Raw genomic sequence first — 16,414 nt, forward strand, 5'->3', positions numbered from 1 at the left:
TGCTAGCGCTGGAACTCGGCCGCGCGCAGCGAGCGGGCCATGGCGTCCAGCACGCCATTGGCGAAGCGCGGCTCCTCGCCGCTGAAGAAGCCGTGCGCGATGTCCATGTACTCGTTGATCACCACGCGGGCCGGCGGCTGGGTGCCGGAGGACAGCTCGAAGGCGGCGGCGCGCAGCAGGGCCCGCAGCACCGGGTCGAGCCGCGCCACCGTCCAGTCCCCCGCCAGGTGGCCGCCCACGATCCCGTCCAGCGCGTCGCCCTGGCGGGCCACGCCGCGCACGAGCTGGGCGAAGAGCGGCACGTCGGCCAGCGGCACGCGGCCATCCTCGAAGCCGCCCTGGGACATGTTGGCATCGGGGCCGATGCGGTGGCGGACGAACTGGTCCAGCACCGTCTCGGCCGCCTCGCCGGTCTGCTCGCTCTGGAACAGCGCCTGGATGGCGGCGACGCGCGAGCCGGTGCGGGGGCGGCCCTGCGGCGGCACGGGGCGCTTGCCCTTGGCGGCGGGGCTCTTCTCGGGCGCGGTCACTTCACGCCCCACTTCCGCGCCAGGCCGATCTGGGCCAGCAGCGCATGCGCCGCCTCGGCGCCCTTGTTGTGGCGGTCGTTGGAGGAGCGCGCCACGGCCTGGGGCAGGTTCTCCACCGTCAGCAGGCCGAAGCCCAGCGGCACGCCGGTCTCGCCGCTGATGTCCATCACGCCCTGGCACACCGCCTCGCAGATGAACTGGTAGTGGTCGGTCTCGCCCTTCACCACGCAGCCATGCAGCAGGAAGCCGTCCCAGCCCCCGCCCCCCTCGCCCGGCGCCGCCTTCAGGGCCATGCGCAGCGCGGCGGGCAGCTCGAAGGCGCCGGCCACGTCCACCACCTCCAGCGTCGCCCCCACCCCGGCCAGCACGCGCTCGGCGCCCTGCCGCATGCCGGAAACCACCGCCTCGTAATAGGGCGCCTGGATCAGCAGGATGCGCGGCGGCGGGCCGGGAATGGAGGGGGTGGCGCGCTCCGGCGCGTCGATGGTGCTCATGAATTCAGGTGCTCACTGGTGCTCGATCGGCCGGGTCTCGGCCACGGTCAGGCCGTAGCCCTCCAGCCCGACGATCGCCTTGGGGTGGTTGGTCAGCAGGATCATCTCCCGCACGCCGAGATCGGCCAGGATCTGCGCGCCGATGCCGTAGTCGCGCAGCTCCGGCAGCGCGCTGCGGTCGCGCCCGGCGCGGACGCGCTCGGACAGGGCGGTGGGCTTCACGTCGCGGATCAGCACGACGACGCCGCGTCCTTCCCGCGCGATGGCCTCCATGGCGTTGTGCAGCTCGCTGGCGCCGCCGGCGCCGACGATATCGGCAAACAGGTTGACCGCGTGCATCCGCACCGGCACCGGGCCGGGGCGCGCGAGGTCGCCTTTGATCAGCGCGACATGCTCGCCGTATTCCAGCGTGTTGGCATAGACCACGGAGCGCCACTCGCCGCCCGGCGCCTCGACGTGGCGGCCTTCCTCGACGCGGCGCACCAGCCGCTCGGTGCGGCGGCGGTGGGCGATCAGGTCGGCGATGGTGCCGAGCTTCAGGCCGTGGTGCTGGGCGAAGGCCACCAGGTCCGGCATGCGGGCCATGGTGCCGTCCTCGTTCATGATCTCGCAGATCACGCCGGCGGGGTTCAGCCCGGCCAGGCGCGCGAAATCGACCGCCGCCTCGGTGTGGCCGGCGCGCACCAGCGTGCCGCCCTCGCGCGCCACCAAGGGGAACACATGGCCGGGGGTGACGATCTCCTCCCGCCGGCTCTCGGGGTTGATGGCCACCGCCACGGTGCGCGCCCGGTCGGCGGCCGAGATGCCGGTGGTCACGCCGTCCCGCGCCTCGATGGAGACGGTGAAGGCGGTCTGGTGGCGGGTGCCGTTGCTCTGCGCCATCAGCGGCAGGCCAAGCTGCTCGACCCGCGACTTGGTCATGGCGAGGCAGATCAGGCCGCGCGCGTGGCGGGCCATGAAGTTGATGGCGTCCGGCGTCGCGAACTGGGCGGGGATGACGAGGTCGCCCTCGTTCTCGCGGTCCTCGTCATCGACGAGGATGAACATGCGGCCGCGCCGCGCCTCCTCCAGCAGCTCCTCGGTGGGGCTGAGGAACTCCGAGAAGGAGGTGCGCTGGGTCAGAACGTTCATGCCTTGGTCTCCCCCCCGCGGGATGCGCCCGCCTCGGACTCACGCAGCCGGGCGACATAGCGCGCCAGCATGTCGATCTCGATATTCACCGGCGCGCCGGCCGACAAGCCGCCCAGCGTCGTCACCTGCGCTGTGTGCGGGATGAGGTTCACCCCGAAGGTGTCGCCCCGCACCTCGTTCACGGTGAGCGAGACGCCCTCGATGGTGACGGAGCCCTTCGGCGCCACGAAGCGCGCGAGATCGGGCGGAAGCCTCACCAGGATGCGCAGCGAGCCGTTCTCGGGCGTGGCGGAGACCACCTCCCCCACCCCGTCCACATGGCCGGACACCACATGGCCGCCCATCTCGTCGCCCATCCTGAGCGCGCGCTCCAGGTTGATGGTCCCGCCCGCCGCCCAGCGGGACAGCGTGGTCTTCGCCAGCGTCTCGGCCGAGACCTCGACGGTGAAGCGCGCCGCGTCGCGCGCGACGACGGTCAGGCAGCAGCCGGAGCAGGCGATGGAGGCGCCGATCGCCGCCCCCTCCAGCCAGCCTTCCGGCGTGGCGATGACCAGGCGCATGTCACGGCCGCCGCCGATCGGCATGATCTCGGCCACCTGGCCCTGGGCGGTGATGATCCCGGTGAACATTCAGTCGGCCCCAATCTCGCTGGCATACTCGCTGAGCAGGTCCGCCCCCGGCATCGCCAGGGCGGTGCGGCGATATCTGGGCATGGCCGACAAAACCTCCAGCGGCAAGGCGTCCACCGCGGCCCTGCCATCGGCGCCGATGATGCCGGGGGCGTGGAACCAGGCCAGCCGGTCCACGAGGCCCGCGCGCAGCAGCCCGGCGCCCAGCGCCGCGCCGCCCTCGGCCAGCACCCGCGTCAGGCCGCGCGCCGCCAGCGCCCGCAGCAGCGCGGCGGGGTCGAGGCCCGGCCGCCCTTCCGCCTCCGGTATCTCGACGATCGTGGCGCCGGCGGCGCGCAGCGGCTCCAGCAGCGCGTCCGGATGGCCGGGCCGGGTGGCGACCCAGACGGGGCCGCTCCCCTCGCGCAGCATGCGGGCGGCGGGGGGCAGGCGCAGCCGGGCATCGGCCACCACGCGCACCGTGGGCACGGGCGCGAAGCCCGGGATGCGGCAGGAAAGCTCCGGGTCGTCGGCCAGGGCGGTGCCGCTGCCCACCAGCACGGCGTCATGCGTGCCGCGCAGGACATGCGCCCGGCGGCGCGCCTCGGGGCCGGTGATCCACTGGCTCTCGCCGCTGCGGGTGGCGATGCGGCCGTCCAGCGTGGTGGCCAGCTTCAGCGTCAGCAGCGGCAGGTTGCGCATCAGGCGCTTGAGGAAGCCGGCGTTCAGCGCCCGCGCCTCCCGCTCCAGCAGCCCGACCGAGACGGCGATGCCGGCGGCGCGCAGCCGCTCCAGCCCGGCGCCATCGACGCGCGGGTCGGGGTCGCGCATCGCCACCACCACGCGCGCCACGCCGGCCGCGACGAGGGCGTCGGCGCAGGGCGGGGTGCGGCCCCAGTGGCAGCAGGGCTCCAGCGTCACATAGGCGGTGGCGCCGCGCGCCAGCGGGCCGGCGCGCTTCAGCGCCTCGGTCTCGGCATGCGGGCGGCCGCCGGGGGCGGTCCAGCCCCGGCCGACCACGGCACCGTCCCGCACGATGACGCAGCCCACCGCCGGGTTCGGCCAGGTGTTGCCCAGGCCGCGCGCGGCCAGCGCCAGCGCGGCGCGCAGATGCGTCTCGTCGGCCGCCTCCGCCGCCGGGCCGGCGCCCGCGCTCATGCCGCGGCGCAGGCCACGGCCGTGCCGGCCAGGGAAGTGCAGGTGGGCTTGGCCGCGCCCAGCGGCTTGACCAGCACCGTGTGCGGCAGCGGCACCTGCAGCACCGGCTCGGTGCGCTGCCCGGCCGCCTGCATGGCGTAGCCACGGCGGCGGAACAGGCCGAGGGCGCGCAGATGCCCGCTCGGCACCCGCACCCGCAGGCAGGCGGCGCCATTCTCGGCCAGGTGCCGCTCCATGGCGGCGAGCAGGGCGGAGCCGACGCCCTGCCCCGCCGCTTCCGGCGCCACCCACAGGCCGGTGATGCGGGCCGTGGCGTCAGCTCCGGATTCGGCCGCGGGCGGCTCGGCCAGGATGCAGCCCACCGGCCGCCCCTCCGCCTCGGCCAGCAGCAGCGGGCCGGGGGCGGCGAACAGCGCGGCGAAGCGGCCGGCATCGGCGCGGGCGCGCAGCGGCGCCGGCATCAGCGCGGCCGGCCCCTGGGCGAAGGCGGCGGCCGCCATCACGGCCAGGGCCGCCCTGTCGCCGGGCAGGGCCGGGCGCAGGGTGGCCATGACAGCGGAGGCAGCCCCGGCGGCACGCGCCGCGGGATGGAAGAGGATCACCATGGTCTTCTGTCAGCCGTTGCGGTCGAGCGAGCCGAGAAAGGCCTGGAAGTCCGCGGCCTCGCCGAAATTGCGATAGACCGAGGCGAAGCGCACATAGGCCACCTGGTCGAGCTCCTTGAGCGTCTCCATCACCATCTCGCCAATGGCGCGGCTGGTGATCTCGCTCTCGCCCTCGGCCTCCAGCCTGCGCTGGATGCCGTTGACGATGCGCTCCACCCGGTCCTCGTCCACGGGGCGCTTGCGCAGCGCGATGCGGATGGAGCGGGCGAGCTTGTCGCGGTCGAAGGGGACGCGGCGCTGGTCGGACTTCACCACCGTCAACTCGCGCAGCGTCACGCGCTCGAAGGTGGTGAAGCGGGCGCCGCAGGAGGGGCAGGAACGCCGGCGGCGGATCGCCGCCCCGTCATCGGCGGGGCGACTGTCCTTCACCTGCGTGTCCTCGCTGCCGCAGAACGGACAACGCATGGCGGCCTCCCTCCCCCTCGCCGCCCCTCAGGCGCGGTAGATGGGGAAGCGGTTGCACAGCGCCAGCACCTCGGCGCCCACCTCGGCCTCGACCGCGGCATTGCCCTCCGGGTCGTTGGCGCGGGACAGGCCGAGCAGCACGCGGCCGATCATCCGCCCGATCTCGCGGAACTCCGCCTCGCCCAGGCCGCGCGTGGTGCCGGCCGGGGTGCCGAGCCGGATGCCGGAGGTGACGGCGGGCTTGGCGGGGTCGAAGGGGATGGCGTTCTTGTTGCAGATCAGGTGGGCGCGGCCCAGCGCCGCCTCGGCCGCCTTGCCGGTCAGGTTCAGCGGGCGGAGGTCCACCAGCATCAGGTGGTTGTCCGTGCCGCCGGTGACGATGCCGGCGCCCTGGGCCACCAGCTCCTCGGCCAGCGCGCGGGCATTGGCCACCACCTGCGCGGCATAGGCGCGGAACTCGGGGCGCAGCGCCTCGCCGAAGGCCACCGCCTTGCCGGCAATCACGTGCATCAGCGGGCCGCCCTGCAGGCCGGGGAAGACGGCGCTGTTCAGCTTCTTGGCCAGCGCCTCGTCATTGGTCAGGATCATGCCGCCGCGCGGGCCGCGCAGGGTCTTGTGGGTGGTGGTGGTCACCACATGGGCGTGCGGGAACGGGCTGTCATGCGCGCCGCCCGCCACGAGGCCGGCGAAATGCGCCATGTCCACCATGAAGGTGGCGCCCACCTCGTCGGCGATGGCGCGGAAGCGGGCGAAGTCCCAGGCGCGGGAATAGGCGGAGCCGCCGGCCACGATCACCTTGGGGCCGCTCTCGCGCGCGATGCGGGCCACCTCCTCCATGTCGATCCGGCCGCTCTCGCGCTCCACCGTGTAGGGCGCGACCTTGAACCACTTGCCGGACTGGTTGGCGGGCGAACCGTGCGTCAGGTGGCCGCCGGCGGCGAGGTCGAGGCCCATGAAGGTGTCGCCCGGCTGCATCAGCGCGAAGAACACCGCCTGGTTGGCCTGGGCGCCGCTATGCGGCTGGACATTGGCGAAGCCGCAGTTGAACAGCTGCTTGGCGCGCTCGATGGCGAGCGTCTCGATCTGGTCCACCACCTCGCAGCCGCCATAGTAGCGGCGGCCGGGCAGCCCCTCGGCGTACTTGTTGGTGAGGATCGAGCCTTGCGCCTCCAGCACGGCGCGCGAGACGATGTTCTCGGAGGCGATCAGCTCGATCCCCTCCTGCTGGCGGACCAGCTCCTGGCCGATCAGCGCGGCGATGTCGGCATCGGCCTCGGCCAGGGAGGCGCCGAAGAAGCGGCCGGCGCGGTGTGCGGAAGACAGCTCGTTCATCGGTTCAGGTCTCCTGGGCGCCGGCGGCGACGATGCGCGGCGTGATCTTGGCGATGCGCCGGTCGTGGCGCCCCCCTTCATAGGGGGTGGTCAGAAAGGCGGAAAGCGCGTCCAGCACCACTTCCGGCCCGATGGTGCGGGCACCGAAGCAGGCGACGTTGGCATCGTTGTGGGCACGGGTCAGCCGCGCCTCGGTGGTGTTGTGCACCACCACGGCGCGAATGGCCGGGTGCCGGTTGGCGGCGATCGCCATGCCGATGCCGCTGCCGCAGACCAGCACGCCGAAGACGGCCTGGCCGCCCGCCACCGCCTCGGAGACGGGATGGGCGAAATCGGCGTAGTCGCAGCTCTCGCTGCCATGGGTGCCGAAGTCCAGCACGGGGTGGCCGGCCGCCTCCAGCGCGGCCCGCAGGCTGTCCTTCAGGGCGACGCCGGCATGGTCGGCGCCAAGGGCGATGGGGGTGTCGGCCGGGTTCATGGCGCCCCCGTTACCACGCCTCGCGGCAGCGGGGAATGCGAAGCCCTAGGGCCTCCGCGCAGGGCCGGCATGTGCGGCGAGAAAGGCCACCCCCGCGCCGGAAAGCCGGGCGCCGGGGCCTGGGCCGCGCGCATCCCCCTTCCCCCATGGCCCCGCCCCGTGGCAGGACATCCGCCGCAAAGGCGGGAGGCGCGGAATGGCCAGCAGCAGCAAATCCAGGAGCGATCGCGGGAACGGTTCCGGGAGCAATCCCGAGACCCTGGTCCTGCATGCCGGCTGGCGGGCGGACCCCGGCACCGGCTCGGTGGCGGTGCCGATCCACCAGACCACCAGCTTCCAGTTCCAGGACACCGGCCACGCCGCGCGGCTCTTCGCGCTGCAGGAAGGCGGCAACATCTACAGCCGCATCATGAACCCCACCGTCGATGTGCTGGAGCGGCGCATGGCGGCGCTGGAGGGGGGCTCGGCGGCGCTGGCGCTGGGCTCGGGCCAGGCGGCTAGCACCTTCTGCGTGATGAACCTGTGCTCGGCGGGGGACAACATCGTCTCCTCCACCGCCATCTATGGCGGCACCTGGAACCTGTTCGCCAACACGCTGCGGCAGTTCGGCATCGAGGTCCGCTTCGTCGACCCGGCTGACCCGCAGGCCTTCGCCGCCGCGTCGGATGACCGCACCCGCGCCTGGTACGCCGAGACGCTGCCCAACCCGAAGCTGGAGGTGTTCCCCATCGCCGAGGTGGCGGCGCTCGGGCGCGGCATGGGCATACCGCTGATCATGGACAACACGGCGGCGCCGGTCATCTGCCGACCCCTGGACCATGGCGCGGCGGTGGTCATGCACTCCACCACCAAGTGGATCGGCGGGCATGGCAGCAGCATCGGCGGCATCGTGGTCGATGGCGGCAATTTCGACTGGTCGGCCCACCCCGCCCGCTTCCCGACGCTGAACCAGCCCGACCCCAGCTACCACGGCGCCGTCTGGACGGAAGCCGCGAAGCCCATGGGCCCCATCGCCTACATCCTGCGGATGCGCACCTGCCTGCTGCGCGACATCGGCGCGCCCATGGCGCCGATGAACGCCTTCCTGTTCCTCCAGGGGCTGGAGACGCTGCCGCTGCGCATGGAGCGGCACTGCGCCAACGCGCTGCGGGTGGCGGCCTTTCTCGCCGCGCACCCGGAGGTGGCGCGCGTCATCCACCCCTCCGTGGCCGGCGGCGAGGCGCGGCGGCGGGCGGAGGCGCACCTGAGGGGCGGCCTCGGCAGCCTGCTCGGCTTCGAGCTGAAGGGCGGGGCCGAGGCGGGGGGCCGCTTCATCGAGGCGCTGCGGATGTTCTACCACGTCGCCAATATCGGCGACGCGCGCAGCCTCGCCATCCACCCCGCCACCACCACGCACAGCCAGCTCTCGGCCGAGGAGCAGGCGGCGGCCGGCGTCACGCCCGGCTATGTGCGCCTCTCGATCGGCATCGAGCACATCGACGACATCCTGGCCGACCTGGACCAGGCCCTGGCCGCCGCCGCCGGAGCAGCAGCATGACGATTCCCCTGATGACGGGTTCCATGGGCGCCTTCCCCGCCATCCGCCCCCGCCGCAACCGCCACGATGCCTGGACGCGGCGGCTGGTGGCGGAGAACCGCCTTTCGGTGGACGACCTGATCTGGCCGATCTTCGTCATGGAAGGGCGGGACAGCGTCTCCGAGGTCGGCTCCATGCCCGGCGTGCGGCGGGTGACGCTGGACCGGCTGGCGCAGCACGTGGCGCCCGCGGTGGAGCTCGGCATTCCCGCCATCGCCCTCTTCCCGATGACGCCGCCCGAGGCGAAGGACGCCGAGGGCACCGAGGCCACCAACCCCGAGAACCTGATGTGCCGCGCCTCCCGGCTGCTGAAGCGGGAATTCCCCGACCTCGGCCTGGTGGGCGACGTGGCGCTCGACCCCTACACCGACCACGGCCATGACGGGGTGATCCGCGACGGCTATGTGGCCAATGACGAATCGCTGGCCATCCTGGCCGCCCAGGCGGTGAACCAGGCCGCGGCGGGGATCGACGTCATCGCGCCCTCCGACATGATGGACGGGCGCGTCGGCGCCATCCGCGCGGCGCTGGACGGCCAGGGGCTGATCCACACCCGCATCATGTCCTACTCGGCCAAGTACGCCTCCGCCTTCTACGGCCCGTTCCGCGACGCGGTGGGCTCGGGCGGGGCGCTGAAGGGCGACAAGAAGACCTACCAGATGGACCCCGCCAATTCCGACGAGGCGCTGCGCGAGGTGGCGCTCGACCTGGCGGAGGGCGCGGACATGGTGATGGTCAAGCCCGGCATGCCCTATCTCGACATCGTCCGCCGGGTGAAGGACCGCTTCGCCGTGCCGACCTACGCCTATCAGGTGAGCGGCGAATACGCGATGATCATGGCCGCCGTGCGCAATGGCTGGCTGGACCATGAGAAGGCGATGCTGGAAAGCCTGCTGGCCTTCAAGCGTGCCGGCGCCGACGGCGTGCTGACCTATTTCGCGGTGGACGCCGCCCGCCAGCTGGCCGGCCGCTGATCTGCCAGAAAAAAGATGGGGGCCCGGGGGAATTCCTTCCCCCGGCCTTTCCTGTCCTCAGCCCGCCGAGGCCCGGTCCAGCCGCTCGATATCCTCCTGGCCGAGGGAAAGCCGGGTGGCGGCCAGCATCTCCTCGAGCTGCTCCGGCCGGGTGGCGCTGGCGATCGGCGCCGTGATGCTCGGCCGCGCCATCATCCAGGCCAGCGCCACCCGCGCGGGCGTGGCGGCGTGGCGCCCCGCCACCTCGTCCAGCGCCGCCAGCACGCCGAGGCCGCGCTCGTCCAGGTACTTGGCCACGCCCTGGCCGCGCGGGCTCTGCCCGAGATCGGCCTCCGAGCGGTACTTGCCGGTGAGGAAGCCGGCGGCCAGCGAGAAATAGGGGATCACCCCCAGCCCTTCCGCCTGGCAGACCTCCTCCAGCGCCGCCTCGTAGCGCATCCGCTCGACGAGGTTGTAGTGCGGCTGCAGGCTCTCATAGCGGGGCAGGCCGAGCCTGGCGCTGGTCTCCAGCGCTTCCCGCAGCCGTGGCGCCTCGTAGTTGGAGGCGCCGATGGCCCGCACCTTCCCTTCCTCGATCAGCCTGCCGAAGGCGGCCAGCGTCTCCTCCAGCGGCGTCTCGGGGTCGTCCTTGTGCGCCTGGTAGAGGTCGATGCGCTCGACGCGCAGGCGGCGGAGCGAATCCTCCACGGCGCGGCGGATATAGGCGGCGGCCAGCCCCTTGCGGTCCGGCCCCATCTCCATGCCGACCTTGGTGGCGATCACCACCTTCTCCCGCCGCCCGCCGCCCTGGGCCAGCCAGTTGCCGATCACCGTCTCCGACTCGCCGCCCTGGTGGCCGGGCGCCCAGCGGGAATACACGTCCGCCGTGTCGATGAAGTTGCCGCCCGCCTCCACGAAGCGGTCCAGAAGGCGGAAGCTCTCGGCCTCGCCGGCGGTCCAGCCGAAGACGTTGCCGCCGAAGCACAGGGGCGAGACGCGCAGGCCGGAGCGGCCCAGTTCGCGCAGTTCCATGCGGGGAATCTCCTTGCTTGTCGCCCGGCAGTGTTCGGCGATGCCGCCGGGATGAAAAGGCCGGGTCTGTTCAACATGAAGGGCGGCCCCGCGCGGCGGGACCGCCCTTTCAGCTTCCTGGCTCAGGCCAGGTGGTTCAGGCGGGGCGGCTTCAGCCGCGCGGCACGGGCGGAATGCGGCGCGGCGGCTGCGGCGGCACGATGGTCGGCGCCGGCAGGGCGAAGGCCGAGCGCAGCTCGCCCGCCATGAAGCGCTGCGCCTCGCCGGCACGCGCCAGCACCTGCGGGTCGGCACCGAAGAACTCGTGCGTCACGCCCGGATAGTCCTGCGCCACCACCTGCACGCCATTGGCCCGCAGCTTCTCGGCCAGCAGCATGCCGTCGCTGCGCAGCGGGTCGATCTCGGCGGTGACGATGACGGCCTTGGGCAGGCCGCGCAGCTCGGCCCGGCCATAGACGTTCAGGCGCGGGTCCTGCAGCTCGGCCGGGCTGTTGCTGTACTTCTCGACGAACCAGCGCATCATCGCCGCGTTCAGCGGCCTGGCCATCGCGTTCTCGCGGTAGGAGGGCGTGGTCATGTCGGTGCCGGCCACCGGGTAGATCAGGCCCATGGCGACGGGCAGCGGCGCCCGCGCCTCGCGGGCCGACATGGCGGTGGCGATGGCCAGGTTGCCGCCCGCGCTCTCGCCCACCACGGCCACGCGGGAAAGGTCGGCGCCGAGCTGCACCGCGTTCTGCACCGCCCAGATGTAGCTGGTGTAGGCATCGTCATGCGCGGCCGGGAACTTGTGCTCCGGCGCCTGGCGGTAATGCACCGCGAGCACCACGGCCTGCGCCTCGGCGGCCAGCGCGCGGGCCGAGGCGTCGTAGGCGTCGAGGTCGGCGATGACGAAGCCACCGCCATGGTAGTAGACGATCAGCGGCAGCAGCGGGCGGGCGGGCTGGCCGGCGCGCGGCGGCTCCACGGGGCTGTAGAGGCGCGCCCGGAGCGGCCCCGCATTGCCCGGGATCTCCAGGTCCCGCACCACCGGGATGGGGCGCGGCGCGTCGGGGCGGCCGATGGCGCGCAGCCGGTGCCGCACCGCGTCGGCCATGCCGGGCTGGCGGCGGGCCTCCTCGGCGCTCAGCGTCTCGATCGGCTTCGGGTTCAGCGCCTGGAGGCTCTCCAGCAGCGCGCGCATCTGCGGGTCGGCACGGCCCGTCGGGTCGGCCGGGGGCAGCGGCACGGGCTCGGTGGCGCAGGCGCTGACCAGGCCGGCCAGGCCCAGCGGCAGCAGCATGCTGGCGCGGCGGGACATCATCGTCATCGGCATCTCCTCGGCAGGCCCCGGCCTGAGGCGGGCGGCCTGGCGAGGTCGGAACGTCGCGCCAAGGGCTTGGTTGCCCGGCCCCGCTCAAGCCCGCCCGGAGTCGGGGGGGGGCGCAAGGGGCCGCGGCGGGCGGGCGCGCCAACCCGCCCCTTCCCTTTTGCGGCGCCCCCCTCAGGCGGCGCCCAGGCCGTCAGACAATGCCCGACCGGCGCATCGCCGCGATCTCCTCGGCCGAATAGCCGAGGCCGGACAGCACGCCCTCGGTGTGCTGCCCCAGCACCGGCGCGGCGGAGCGGTAGTCGGGCGGGGTGGCGGAAAGCTTCACCGGGTTGGCGATCACCTGCACCGTCTCGCCCGAGGCGTGCGGCATCTCCACCACCATGTTGCGCGCCACCACATGCGGGTCGGCGAAGACGTCCTTCAGCGTGTTGATCGGGCCGCAGCCGATCTTCAGCGCCTCCAGCTTCTCGATCCATTCCCTGGTCGGCCGGGTCTTCGTCACCGCCGTCAGCGTCTCGGTCACCAGGGCGCGGTTGCCGACGCGGGCGGCGTTGGTGGCGTAGCGCTCGTCGGCCAGCAGGTGCTCCAGCCCGAAATTCCTGCAGAAGCGCTCGAAGGTCGGGTCGTTGCCGATCGACAGCACCATGTAGCCATCGGCTGTCGGGAACACCTGGTAGGGCACGATGTTGGGGTGCTGGTTGCCGAGGCGCGGCGGGTTCTCGCCGGTGGCCAGGTAGTTCATGCCCTGATTGGCGAGCCAGGCCACATGCGTGTCCAGCATGCCGATGTCGATCTGCTGGCCCTGGCCGGTGGCCTGCTTGTGGCGCAGCGCGGCGAGCACGCCGATGGTGCCGTAGAGGCCGGCGAACAGGTCGGCCACGGGGATGCCCACCTTCTGCGGCTCGCCCTCGATCTCGCCGGTCAGGGACATGACGCCGCCCATGGCCTGGATCAGGGCATCGTAGCCCGGGCGCGGCGCGTAGGGGCCGGTCTGGCCGAAGCCGGTGATGGAGCAGTAGATCAGCCCCGGATACTTCTCCTTCAGCTGCTCCCAGCCCAGGCCGTACTTGGCGAGCGCGCCGACCTTGAAGTTCTCGACCAGGATGTCGGCCGTCTCCAGCAGCCTGTGGACGATGGCCTGGCCCTCGGGCTTGGCGATGTCCACCGTCACCGACTGCTTGTTGCGGTTGACGCCGACGAAATAGGCGCTCTCCTTGGTCCTGGGCACATAGGGCGGCGCGAAGCCGCGGGTGTCGTCGCCGGCCTCGGGGCGCTCGATCTTGATCACCTCGGCGCCCAGGTCGCCCAGCATCTGCGTGCAGGTGGGGCCCGCCAGCACCCGGGTCAGGTCCACCACGCGCAGGCCCTTCAGCGGGCCGGTCGGCTCAGTCATCGCTTCTGTCTTCCGTTTTCTGTCAGCACTTCACGGGAATGCCACGGCACGAGCCGGCTTCCCGGCCACGCCGCCATCAAGCCAGAAGCGGCGGCGCAGGACCAGCCCACCCCGCCGCTTCCGGTCCGGTCCTTGTGGGCGTCCCTCACAGCCAGCCGGGCACGATCAGCACCGCCCAGGCCAGCAGCGGCCCGGCCACCACGATGAGGCCGCTATAGATGAGGAAGCGGCGGAACAGCCTTTCCCGCTCGCCCTCCGGCGCGTTGGCCAGCACCAGCGCGCCATTGGTCGAGAAGGGGCTGACATCGACGATGGTGGCCGAGATGGCCAGCGAGGCGATCATGCCGACCGCGCCCACCTCGCCGCCCGCCAGGAACGGCACGGCGAGCGGGATGATGGCGCCCAGCACGCCGGTGGAGGAGGCGAAGGCCGACACCACGCCGCCGATGTAGCAGAGCAGCAGCGCCGCCAGCAGCGGCGTGCCGAGGCTGGCCACGCTGTTGCTCACCATGTCGATGGCGCCCGACTTCTGCAGCACGCCGACATAGGTGATGACGCCGGCGATGAGCAGCACGGTGGACCAGCTCACCTTGTCCACCGCGCCCTTCTGCGCCTCGGGCGCCAGCAGCGCCAGCGCCACCGCCACGGTGATGGCCATCATGCCCACGTTCAGCCCGAAGGCCAGCGAGCCCACCCCCAGCACCAGCAGGCCCAGCAGCGTCAGCACGCGGTCGCGGTCGGCCCGCGGCGGGGCGTGCGGCCCGCCCGCCCCCGGCGCGGCGGGGGTGCCGCCATGGCCGCGCACGGGCAGCGAGGCCCGGCCGCCCTCCTCGACTTCGTCATGCGCCACGCCGTCGCGGCGGCCGATCAGCCGCGCCCCGCCAAAGGCGAGGAACACGCCCACGGAAACCGCCAGGTTGAACAGCAGGCTGGCCAGGAACAGCGCCGTCTCGTCGCCCGGCAGGCCGGCGCGCTCGACGATCCCGTTGGTGATGCCGCCATAGATGGAGATGGGCGAGAAGCCGCCGCCCTGCGCGCCATGCACCACGAGCAGGCCCATCATCAGCGGGTCGATGCCGTAGTGCCGGGCGAAGCGCAGCGCGATGGGGGCGATGATGGCCACCGCCGCGGGGCTCACGGCGCCGATGGCGGTGAGGATGGCGGCGACGCCGAACATCACCCACGGAATGGCGGCGATGCGCCCGCCCACCGCCCGCACCGCCCAATGGACCAGCAGGTCGATGGTGCCGTTCTTCTGGGCGATGGCGAAGAGGTAGGTGATGCCCACCAGGGTGACGAACAGGTCGCCCGGGAAGCCCGCCAGGATCTGGCTGGCCGTCATGCCAACCGCGAAGACGCCGATCAGGAAGGCCAGGGCGAAGGCCAGCGCGCCCATGTTGATGGGCAGCGCCGCGCCCAGGATGAACATCACGACGAGCCCCAGCGTGGAGGCGAGTGCGGGTGACATGGTCTTGGATCGTTCCTGCTGCTGGACGGGCCCAGGGTGCCGGGAACTGCCCCCGGCGCCAGGGCGGAGTGGGCTTGGCGGAGTGGGCTTCGCGGAGTGGGCTTGGCGGAGAGGGCTTTAGGGCAGATCGGGTGGCCGAGAAATCCACCCCCTCGGGGCCGGCGCGACCGGAGCGGGCCTGCCCCCGCCCGCCCGCCCGGAGCCTGTGGCCGCGGCTCAGGAGGGGGCGTTCTCCCGGGCACCGGAAGCGGCCGCCTCGCCGCCGCCCAGCAGGCGCGGCAGGCGGGAGCGGGCGCCGGCCGGGGCGGGCAGGCGCGGCTGGGCCAGCATCGCCTCCACCGCCGCCGAGCGCGCCACCGTGCCGGAGCGGGTGAAGGCCTCGTGGTTCGCCTCGATGCTGTCGGGGTCGTAGAGGTAGTTCACCATCATCCCGTGCGATTCCTCCAGGCCGCGCGGCGCGGTGTTGCCCAGCCAGTTGATGCGCTCCAGCCGCGCGCCATTGCCCAGGTGGAAGCGCGCCACGGGGTCGATGGCGCCCATGCCGGTGTTGGGGCGCGTCAGGTACTCGGCGGCCAGCCGCATCAGCGGCCCGCGCAGCGCGGCCTCGCGCGCCGGGTCGCGCCACCACTCGCCCTGGGTCACCTGCTCCACCAGCGCGGCGGCCGAAGGCGGGCCGGCTTCCGCCTCCCGCTCCTCCTGGGCCGGCGGCAGCAGGGCGGCGAGCGCGCCGCGCTCCTCCGGCGTGAAGGCGTTGCCGTCCCGGTCGAGGCGGCGCTTCAGCCAGCGGCAGAAGCCGGGCACCGGCGAGAGGGTGGAGAAGTGCCGCAGGTCGGGCAGCTCCGCCTTCAGCTCCTCCACCACCTGCTTGATCAGGAAGTTGCCGAAGGAAACGCCGCGCAGCCCTTCCTGGCAGTTGGAGATGGAATAGAAGATGGCCGTGTCGAAGCCGGGAGGCGGCTGCGGCGCCGCCTCCCGGCTGAGCGCCAGCAGCGGCTGGATGGCGCCCGCCAGCCCCTTCACCAGCGCCACCTCGACGAAGATCAGCGGCTCGCCCGGCAGGGCGCGGTGGAAGAAGCCGAAGCAACGCCGGTCCGGCGCCAGCCGGCGGCGCAGGTCCTCCCAGCCCTGGATCTCGTGCACCGCCTCGTAGCGGATCAGCTTCTCCAGGATGGCGGCGGGCGTGTCCCAGTCGATCCGGCGCAGCTCCAGGAAGCCGCGGTTGAACCAGGAGGCGAAGAGGTGCCGCAGGTCGGAGTCCAGCGGCTTCAGCGCCGGGTCGCGCTTGAGCCCGCCCAGCAGCTCGGTGCGCAGCGCCACCAGCGCGGCGGTGCCGCCCGGCGCCATGTTCATCCGCCGCAGCAGCTCCTGGCGCGGCGGCTCGGCGCATTCGAACAGCGCCATGGCCCGCTCGGGCGAGGGCTCCGCCAGGTAGGCTTCCGCCGCGGCGCGGAGCGTCGCCTGGTCGGGCAGGAAGTTGCCGGCCAGGAAATGGCGGAAGGCGGCGCGGTCCCCCGCCTCCAGCGTGGCCAGCACCTGCAGCAGCTCCCGCGCCACGGCGGCGCCGGAAGCCTCGCCACGCTCGGACAGCAGCGCCAGGGCGAGCAGCCGGGCGCGGTCCAGCGGCGGGGTGGCGGCGCCGGGCACGTCGGCATAGGGCCGGCCGCGATCAGCGATCCCGGACCAGAGCCGCTCGATCCAGGTGCGCGCGCCAAGGGTGATGGACAGCGCCATGGAAACTCCTTCCGCCTCACGGGCCTGCCCGCCGGCCGCCCTTGTCGCCCACCCGAGTAGAGCAGGGCGGCCCGGATCGGAAACCAGAAATCGCGCAGGAGCCTGATCTTGGCCGCTTTCCGGGGGCGGGACGCCCGCCCGGCCGCCCCGC

16 protein-coding genes are annotated in these 16,414 nt (G+C 72.9%); 2 read left to right on the top strand and 14 right to left on the bottom strand.

The window, feature by feature from the left end; all coding sequences use genetic code 11:
• Positions 1–2 precede the first annotated feature (2 nt).
• From nusB to rpiB, 9 genes are read right to left on the bottom strand one after another with little or no spacing between them, the layout of a single operon-like run.
• Positions 3–530 carry a transcription antitermination factor NusB gene (gene nusB / locus CR162_RS07190; RefSeq protein WP_245870183.1) on the bottom strand — a complete coding sequence of 176 codons (528 nt, stop codon included), beginning with the start codon at positions 528–530 and terminating at the stop codon, positions 3–5.
• Positions 527–1,024 carry a 6,7-dimethyl-8-ribityllumazine synthase gene (ribH, locus tag CR162_RS07195; protein ID WP_099094858.1) on the bottom strand — a complete coding sequence of 166 codons (498 nt, stop codon included), beginning with the start codon at positions 1,022–1,024 and terminating at the stop codon, positions 527–529. Before ribH ends, nusB begins: the two co-directional genes overlap by 4 nt.
• A 12-nt stretch (positions 1,025–1,036) precedes the next feature.
• Positions 1,037–2,155, bottom strand: a complete 1,119-nt coding sequence (gene ribB / locus CR162_RS07200) for a 3,4-dihydroxy-2-butanone-4-phosphate synthase (RefSeq protein WP_099094859.1) — start codon at positions 2,153–2,155, stop codon at positions 1,037–1,039.
• Positions 2,152–2,784: a riboflavin synthase gene (locus tag CR162_RS07205; RefSeq protein ID WP_099094860.1), complete on the bottom strand. Its 633-nt coding sequence runs from the start codon at positions 2,782–2,784 to the stop codon at positions 2,152–2,154. Before CR162_RS07205 ends, ribB begins: the two co-directional genes overlap by 4 nt.
• Entirely contained in the window at positions 2,785–3,921 is a 1,137-nt protein-coding gene (gene ribD, locus CR162_RS07210; protein WP_099094861.1) for a bifunctional diaminohydroxyphosphoribosylaminopyrimidine deaminase/5-amino-6-(5-phosphoribosylamino)uracil reductase RibD, read from the bottom strand.
• Positions 3,918–4,526, bottom strand: a complete 609-nt coding sequence (locus tag CR162_RS07215; protein ID WP_099094862.1) for a GNAT family N-acetyltransferase — start codon at positions 4,524–4,526, stop codon at positions 3,918–3,920. The genes ribD and CR162_RS07215 overlap by 4 nt, the downstream gene beginning before the upstream one ends.
• A 9-nt stretch (positions 4,527–4,535) precedes the next feature.
• Positions 4,536–4,991 carry a transcriptional regulator NrdR gene (gene nrdR / locus CR162_RS07220; protein WP_099094863.1) on the bottom strand — a complete coding sequence of 152 codons (456 nt, stop codon included), beginning with the start codon at positions 4,989–4,991 and terminating at the stop codon, positions 4,536–4,538.
• A 27-nt stretch (positions 4,992–5,018) separates the two neighbouring features.
• Positions 5,019–6,323: a serine hydroxymethyltransferase gene (gene glyA, locus CR162_RS07225; RefSeq protein WP_099094864.1), complete on the bottom strand. Its 1,305-nt coding sequence runs from the start codon at positions 6,321–6,323 to the stop codon at positions 5,019–5,021.
• A 4-nt stretch (positions 6,324–6,327) separates the two neighbouring features.
• Entirely contained in the window at positions 6,328–6,801 is a 474-nt protein-coding gene (rpiB, locus tag CR162_RS07230) for a ribose 5-phosphate isomerase B (RefSeq protein ID WP_099094865.1), read from the bottom strand.
• A 196-nt stretch (positions 6,802–6,997) separates the two neighbouring features.
• On the opposite strand from rpiB, the gene CR162_RS07235 reads away from it, so the two are divergent.
• Both CR162_RS07235 and hemB read left to right on the top strand, forming a co-directional pair.
• The gene (locus tag CR162_RS07235; RefSeq protein ID WP_099094866.1) at positions 6,998–8,338 is read left to right on the top strand and encodes an O-acetylhomoserine aminocarboxypropyltransferase/cysteine synthase family protein; all 1,341 of its coding nucleotides are present in this window, start codon (positions 6,998–7,000) and stop codon (positions 8,336–8,338) included.
• Positions 8,335–9,351 (top strand): porphobilinogen synthase, encoded by a 1,017-nt coding sequence (gene hemB / locus CR162_RS07240; protein WP_245870184.1) that lies wholly within the window; start codon positions 8,335–8,337, stop codon positions 9,349–9,351. The genes CR162_RS07235 and hemB overlap by 4 nt, the downstream gene beginning before the upstream one ends.
• 57 nt (positions 9,352–9,408) lie before the next feature.
• Here hemB and CR162_RS07245 read toward each other — a convergent pair whose 3' ends face one another.
• The 5 genes from CR162_RS07245 to CR162_RS07265 all read right to left on the bottom strand — a co-directional run bounded on the left by CR162_RS07245 (position 9,409) and on the right by CR162_RS07265 (position 16,263).
• Positions 9,409–10,362 (bottom strand): aldo/keto reductase, encoded by a 954-nt coding sequence (locus CR162_RS07245; protein WP_099094867.1) that lies wholly within the window; start codon positions 10,360–10,362, stop codon positions 9,409–9,411.
• Positions 10,363–10,513: 151 nt separating this feature from the next.
• Positions 10,514–11,668 (bottom strand): alpha/beta hydrolase, encoded by a 1,155-nt coding sequence (locus CR162_RS07250; protein ID WP_099094868.1) that lies wholly within the window; start codon positions 11,666–11,668, stop codon positions 10,514–10,516.
• A 193-nt stretch (positions 11,669–11,861) separates the two neighbouring features.
• Positions 11,862–13,064: a CaiB/BaiF CoA transferase family protein gene (locus CR162_RS07255; protein WP_099094869.1), complete on the bottom strand. Its 1,203-nt coding sequence runs from the start codon at positions 13,062–13,064 to the stop codon at positions 11,862–11,864.
• 145 nt (positions 13,065–13,209) lie between these two features.
• Complete coding sequence (locus CR162_RS07260) at positions 13,210–14,532, bottom strand: SLC13 family permease (RefSeq protein WP_099094870.1); 1,323 nt, start codon at positions 14,530–14,532, stop codon at positions 13,210–13,212.
• A gap of 216 nt (positions 14,533–14,748) precedes the next feature.
• Complete coding sequence (locus CR162_RS07265; protein ID WP_099094871.1) at positions 14,749–16,263, bottom strand: malonyl-CoA decarboxylase; 1,515 nt, start codon at positions 16,261–16,263, stop codon at positions 14,749–14,751.
• Positions 16,264–16,414 lie beyond the last annotated feature (151 nt).

It is taken from the genome of Teichococcus rhizosphaerae (assembly GCF_002631185.1).
In the GTDB taxonomy this organism is placed as follows: domain Bacteria; phylum Pseudomonadota; class Alphaproteobacteria; order Acetobacterales; family Acetobacteraceae; genus Pseudoroseomonas; species Pseudoroseomonas rhizosphaerae.

Coding starts and splice junctions, on each gene's coding strand:
- ribH (WP_099094858.1), bottom strand. CDS start 1,024: ATGAGCACCATCGACGCGCCGGAGCGCGCCACCCCCTCCATTCCCGGC.
- ribB (WP_099094859.1), bottom strand. CDS start 2,155: ATGAACGTTCTGACCCAGCGCACCTCCTTCTCGGAGTTCCTCAGCCCC.
- CR162_RS07205 (WP_099094860.1), bottom strand. CDS start 2,784: ATGTTCACCGGGATCATCACCGCCCAGGGCCAGGTGGCCGAGATCATG.
- ribD (WP_099094861.1), bottom strand. CDS start 3,921: ATGAGCGCGGGCGCCGGCCCGGCGGCGGAGGCGGCCGACGAGACGCAT.
- CR162_RS07215 (WP_099094862.1), bottom strand. CDS start 4,526: ATGGTGATCCTCTTCCATCCCGCGGCGCGTGCCGCCGGGGCTGCCTCC.
- nrdR (WP_099094863.1), bottom strand. CDS start 4,991: ATGCGTTGTCCGTTCTGCGGCAGCGAGGACACGCAGGTGAAGGACAGT.
- glyA (WP_099094864.1), bottom strand. CDS start 6,323: ATGAACGAGCTGTCTTCCGCACACCGCGCCGGCCGCTTCTTCGGCGCC.
- rpiB (WP_099094865.1), bottom strand. CDS start 6,801: ATGAACCCGGCCGACACCCCCATCGCCCTTGGCGCCGACCATGCCGGC.
- CR162_RS07235 (WP_099094866.1), top strand. CDS start 6,998: ATGGCCAGCAGCAGCAAATCCAGGAGCGATCGCGGGAACGGTTCCGGG.
- hemB (WP_245870184.1), top strand. CDS start 8,335: ATGACGATTCCCCTGATGACGGGTTCCATGGGCGCCTTCCCCGCCATC.
- CR162_RS07245 (WP_099094867.1), bottom strand. CDS start 10,362: ATGGAACTGCGCGAACTGGGCCGCTCCGGCCTGCGCGTCTCGCCCCTG.
- CR162_RS07250 (WP_099094868.1), bottom strand. CDS start 11,668: ATGACGATGATGTCCCGCCGCGCCAGCATGCTGCTGCCGCTGGGCCTG.
- CR162_RS07255 (WP_099094869.1), bottom strand. CDS start 13,064: ATGACTGAGCCGACCGGCCCGCTGAAGGGCCTGCGCGTGGTGGACCTG.
- CR162_RS07260 (WP_099094870.1), bottom strand. CDS start 14,532: ATGTCACCCGCACTCGCCTCCACGCTGGGGCTCGTCGTGATGTTCATC.
- CR162_RS07265 (WP_099094871.1), bottom strand. CDS start 16,263: ATGGCGCTGTCCATCACCCTTGGCGCGCGCACCTGGATCGAGCGGCTC.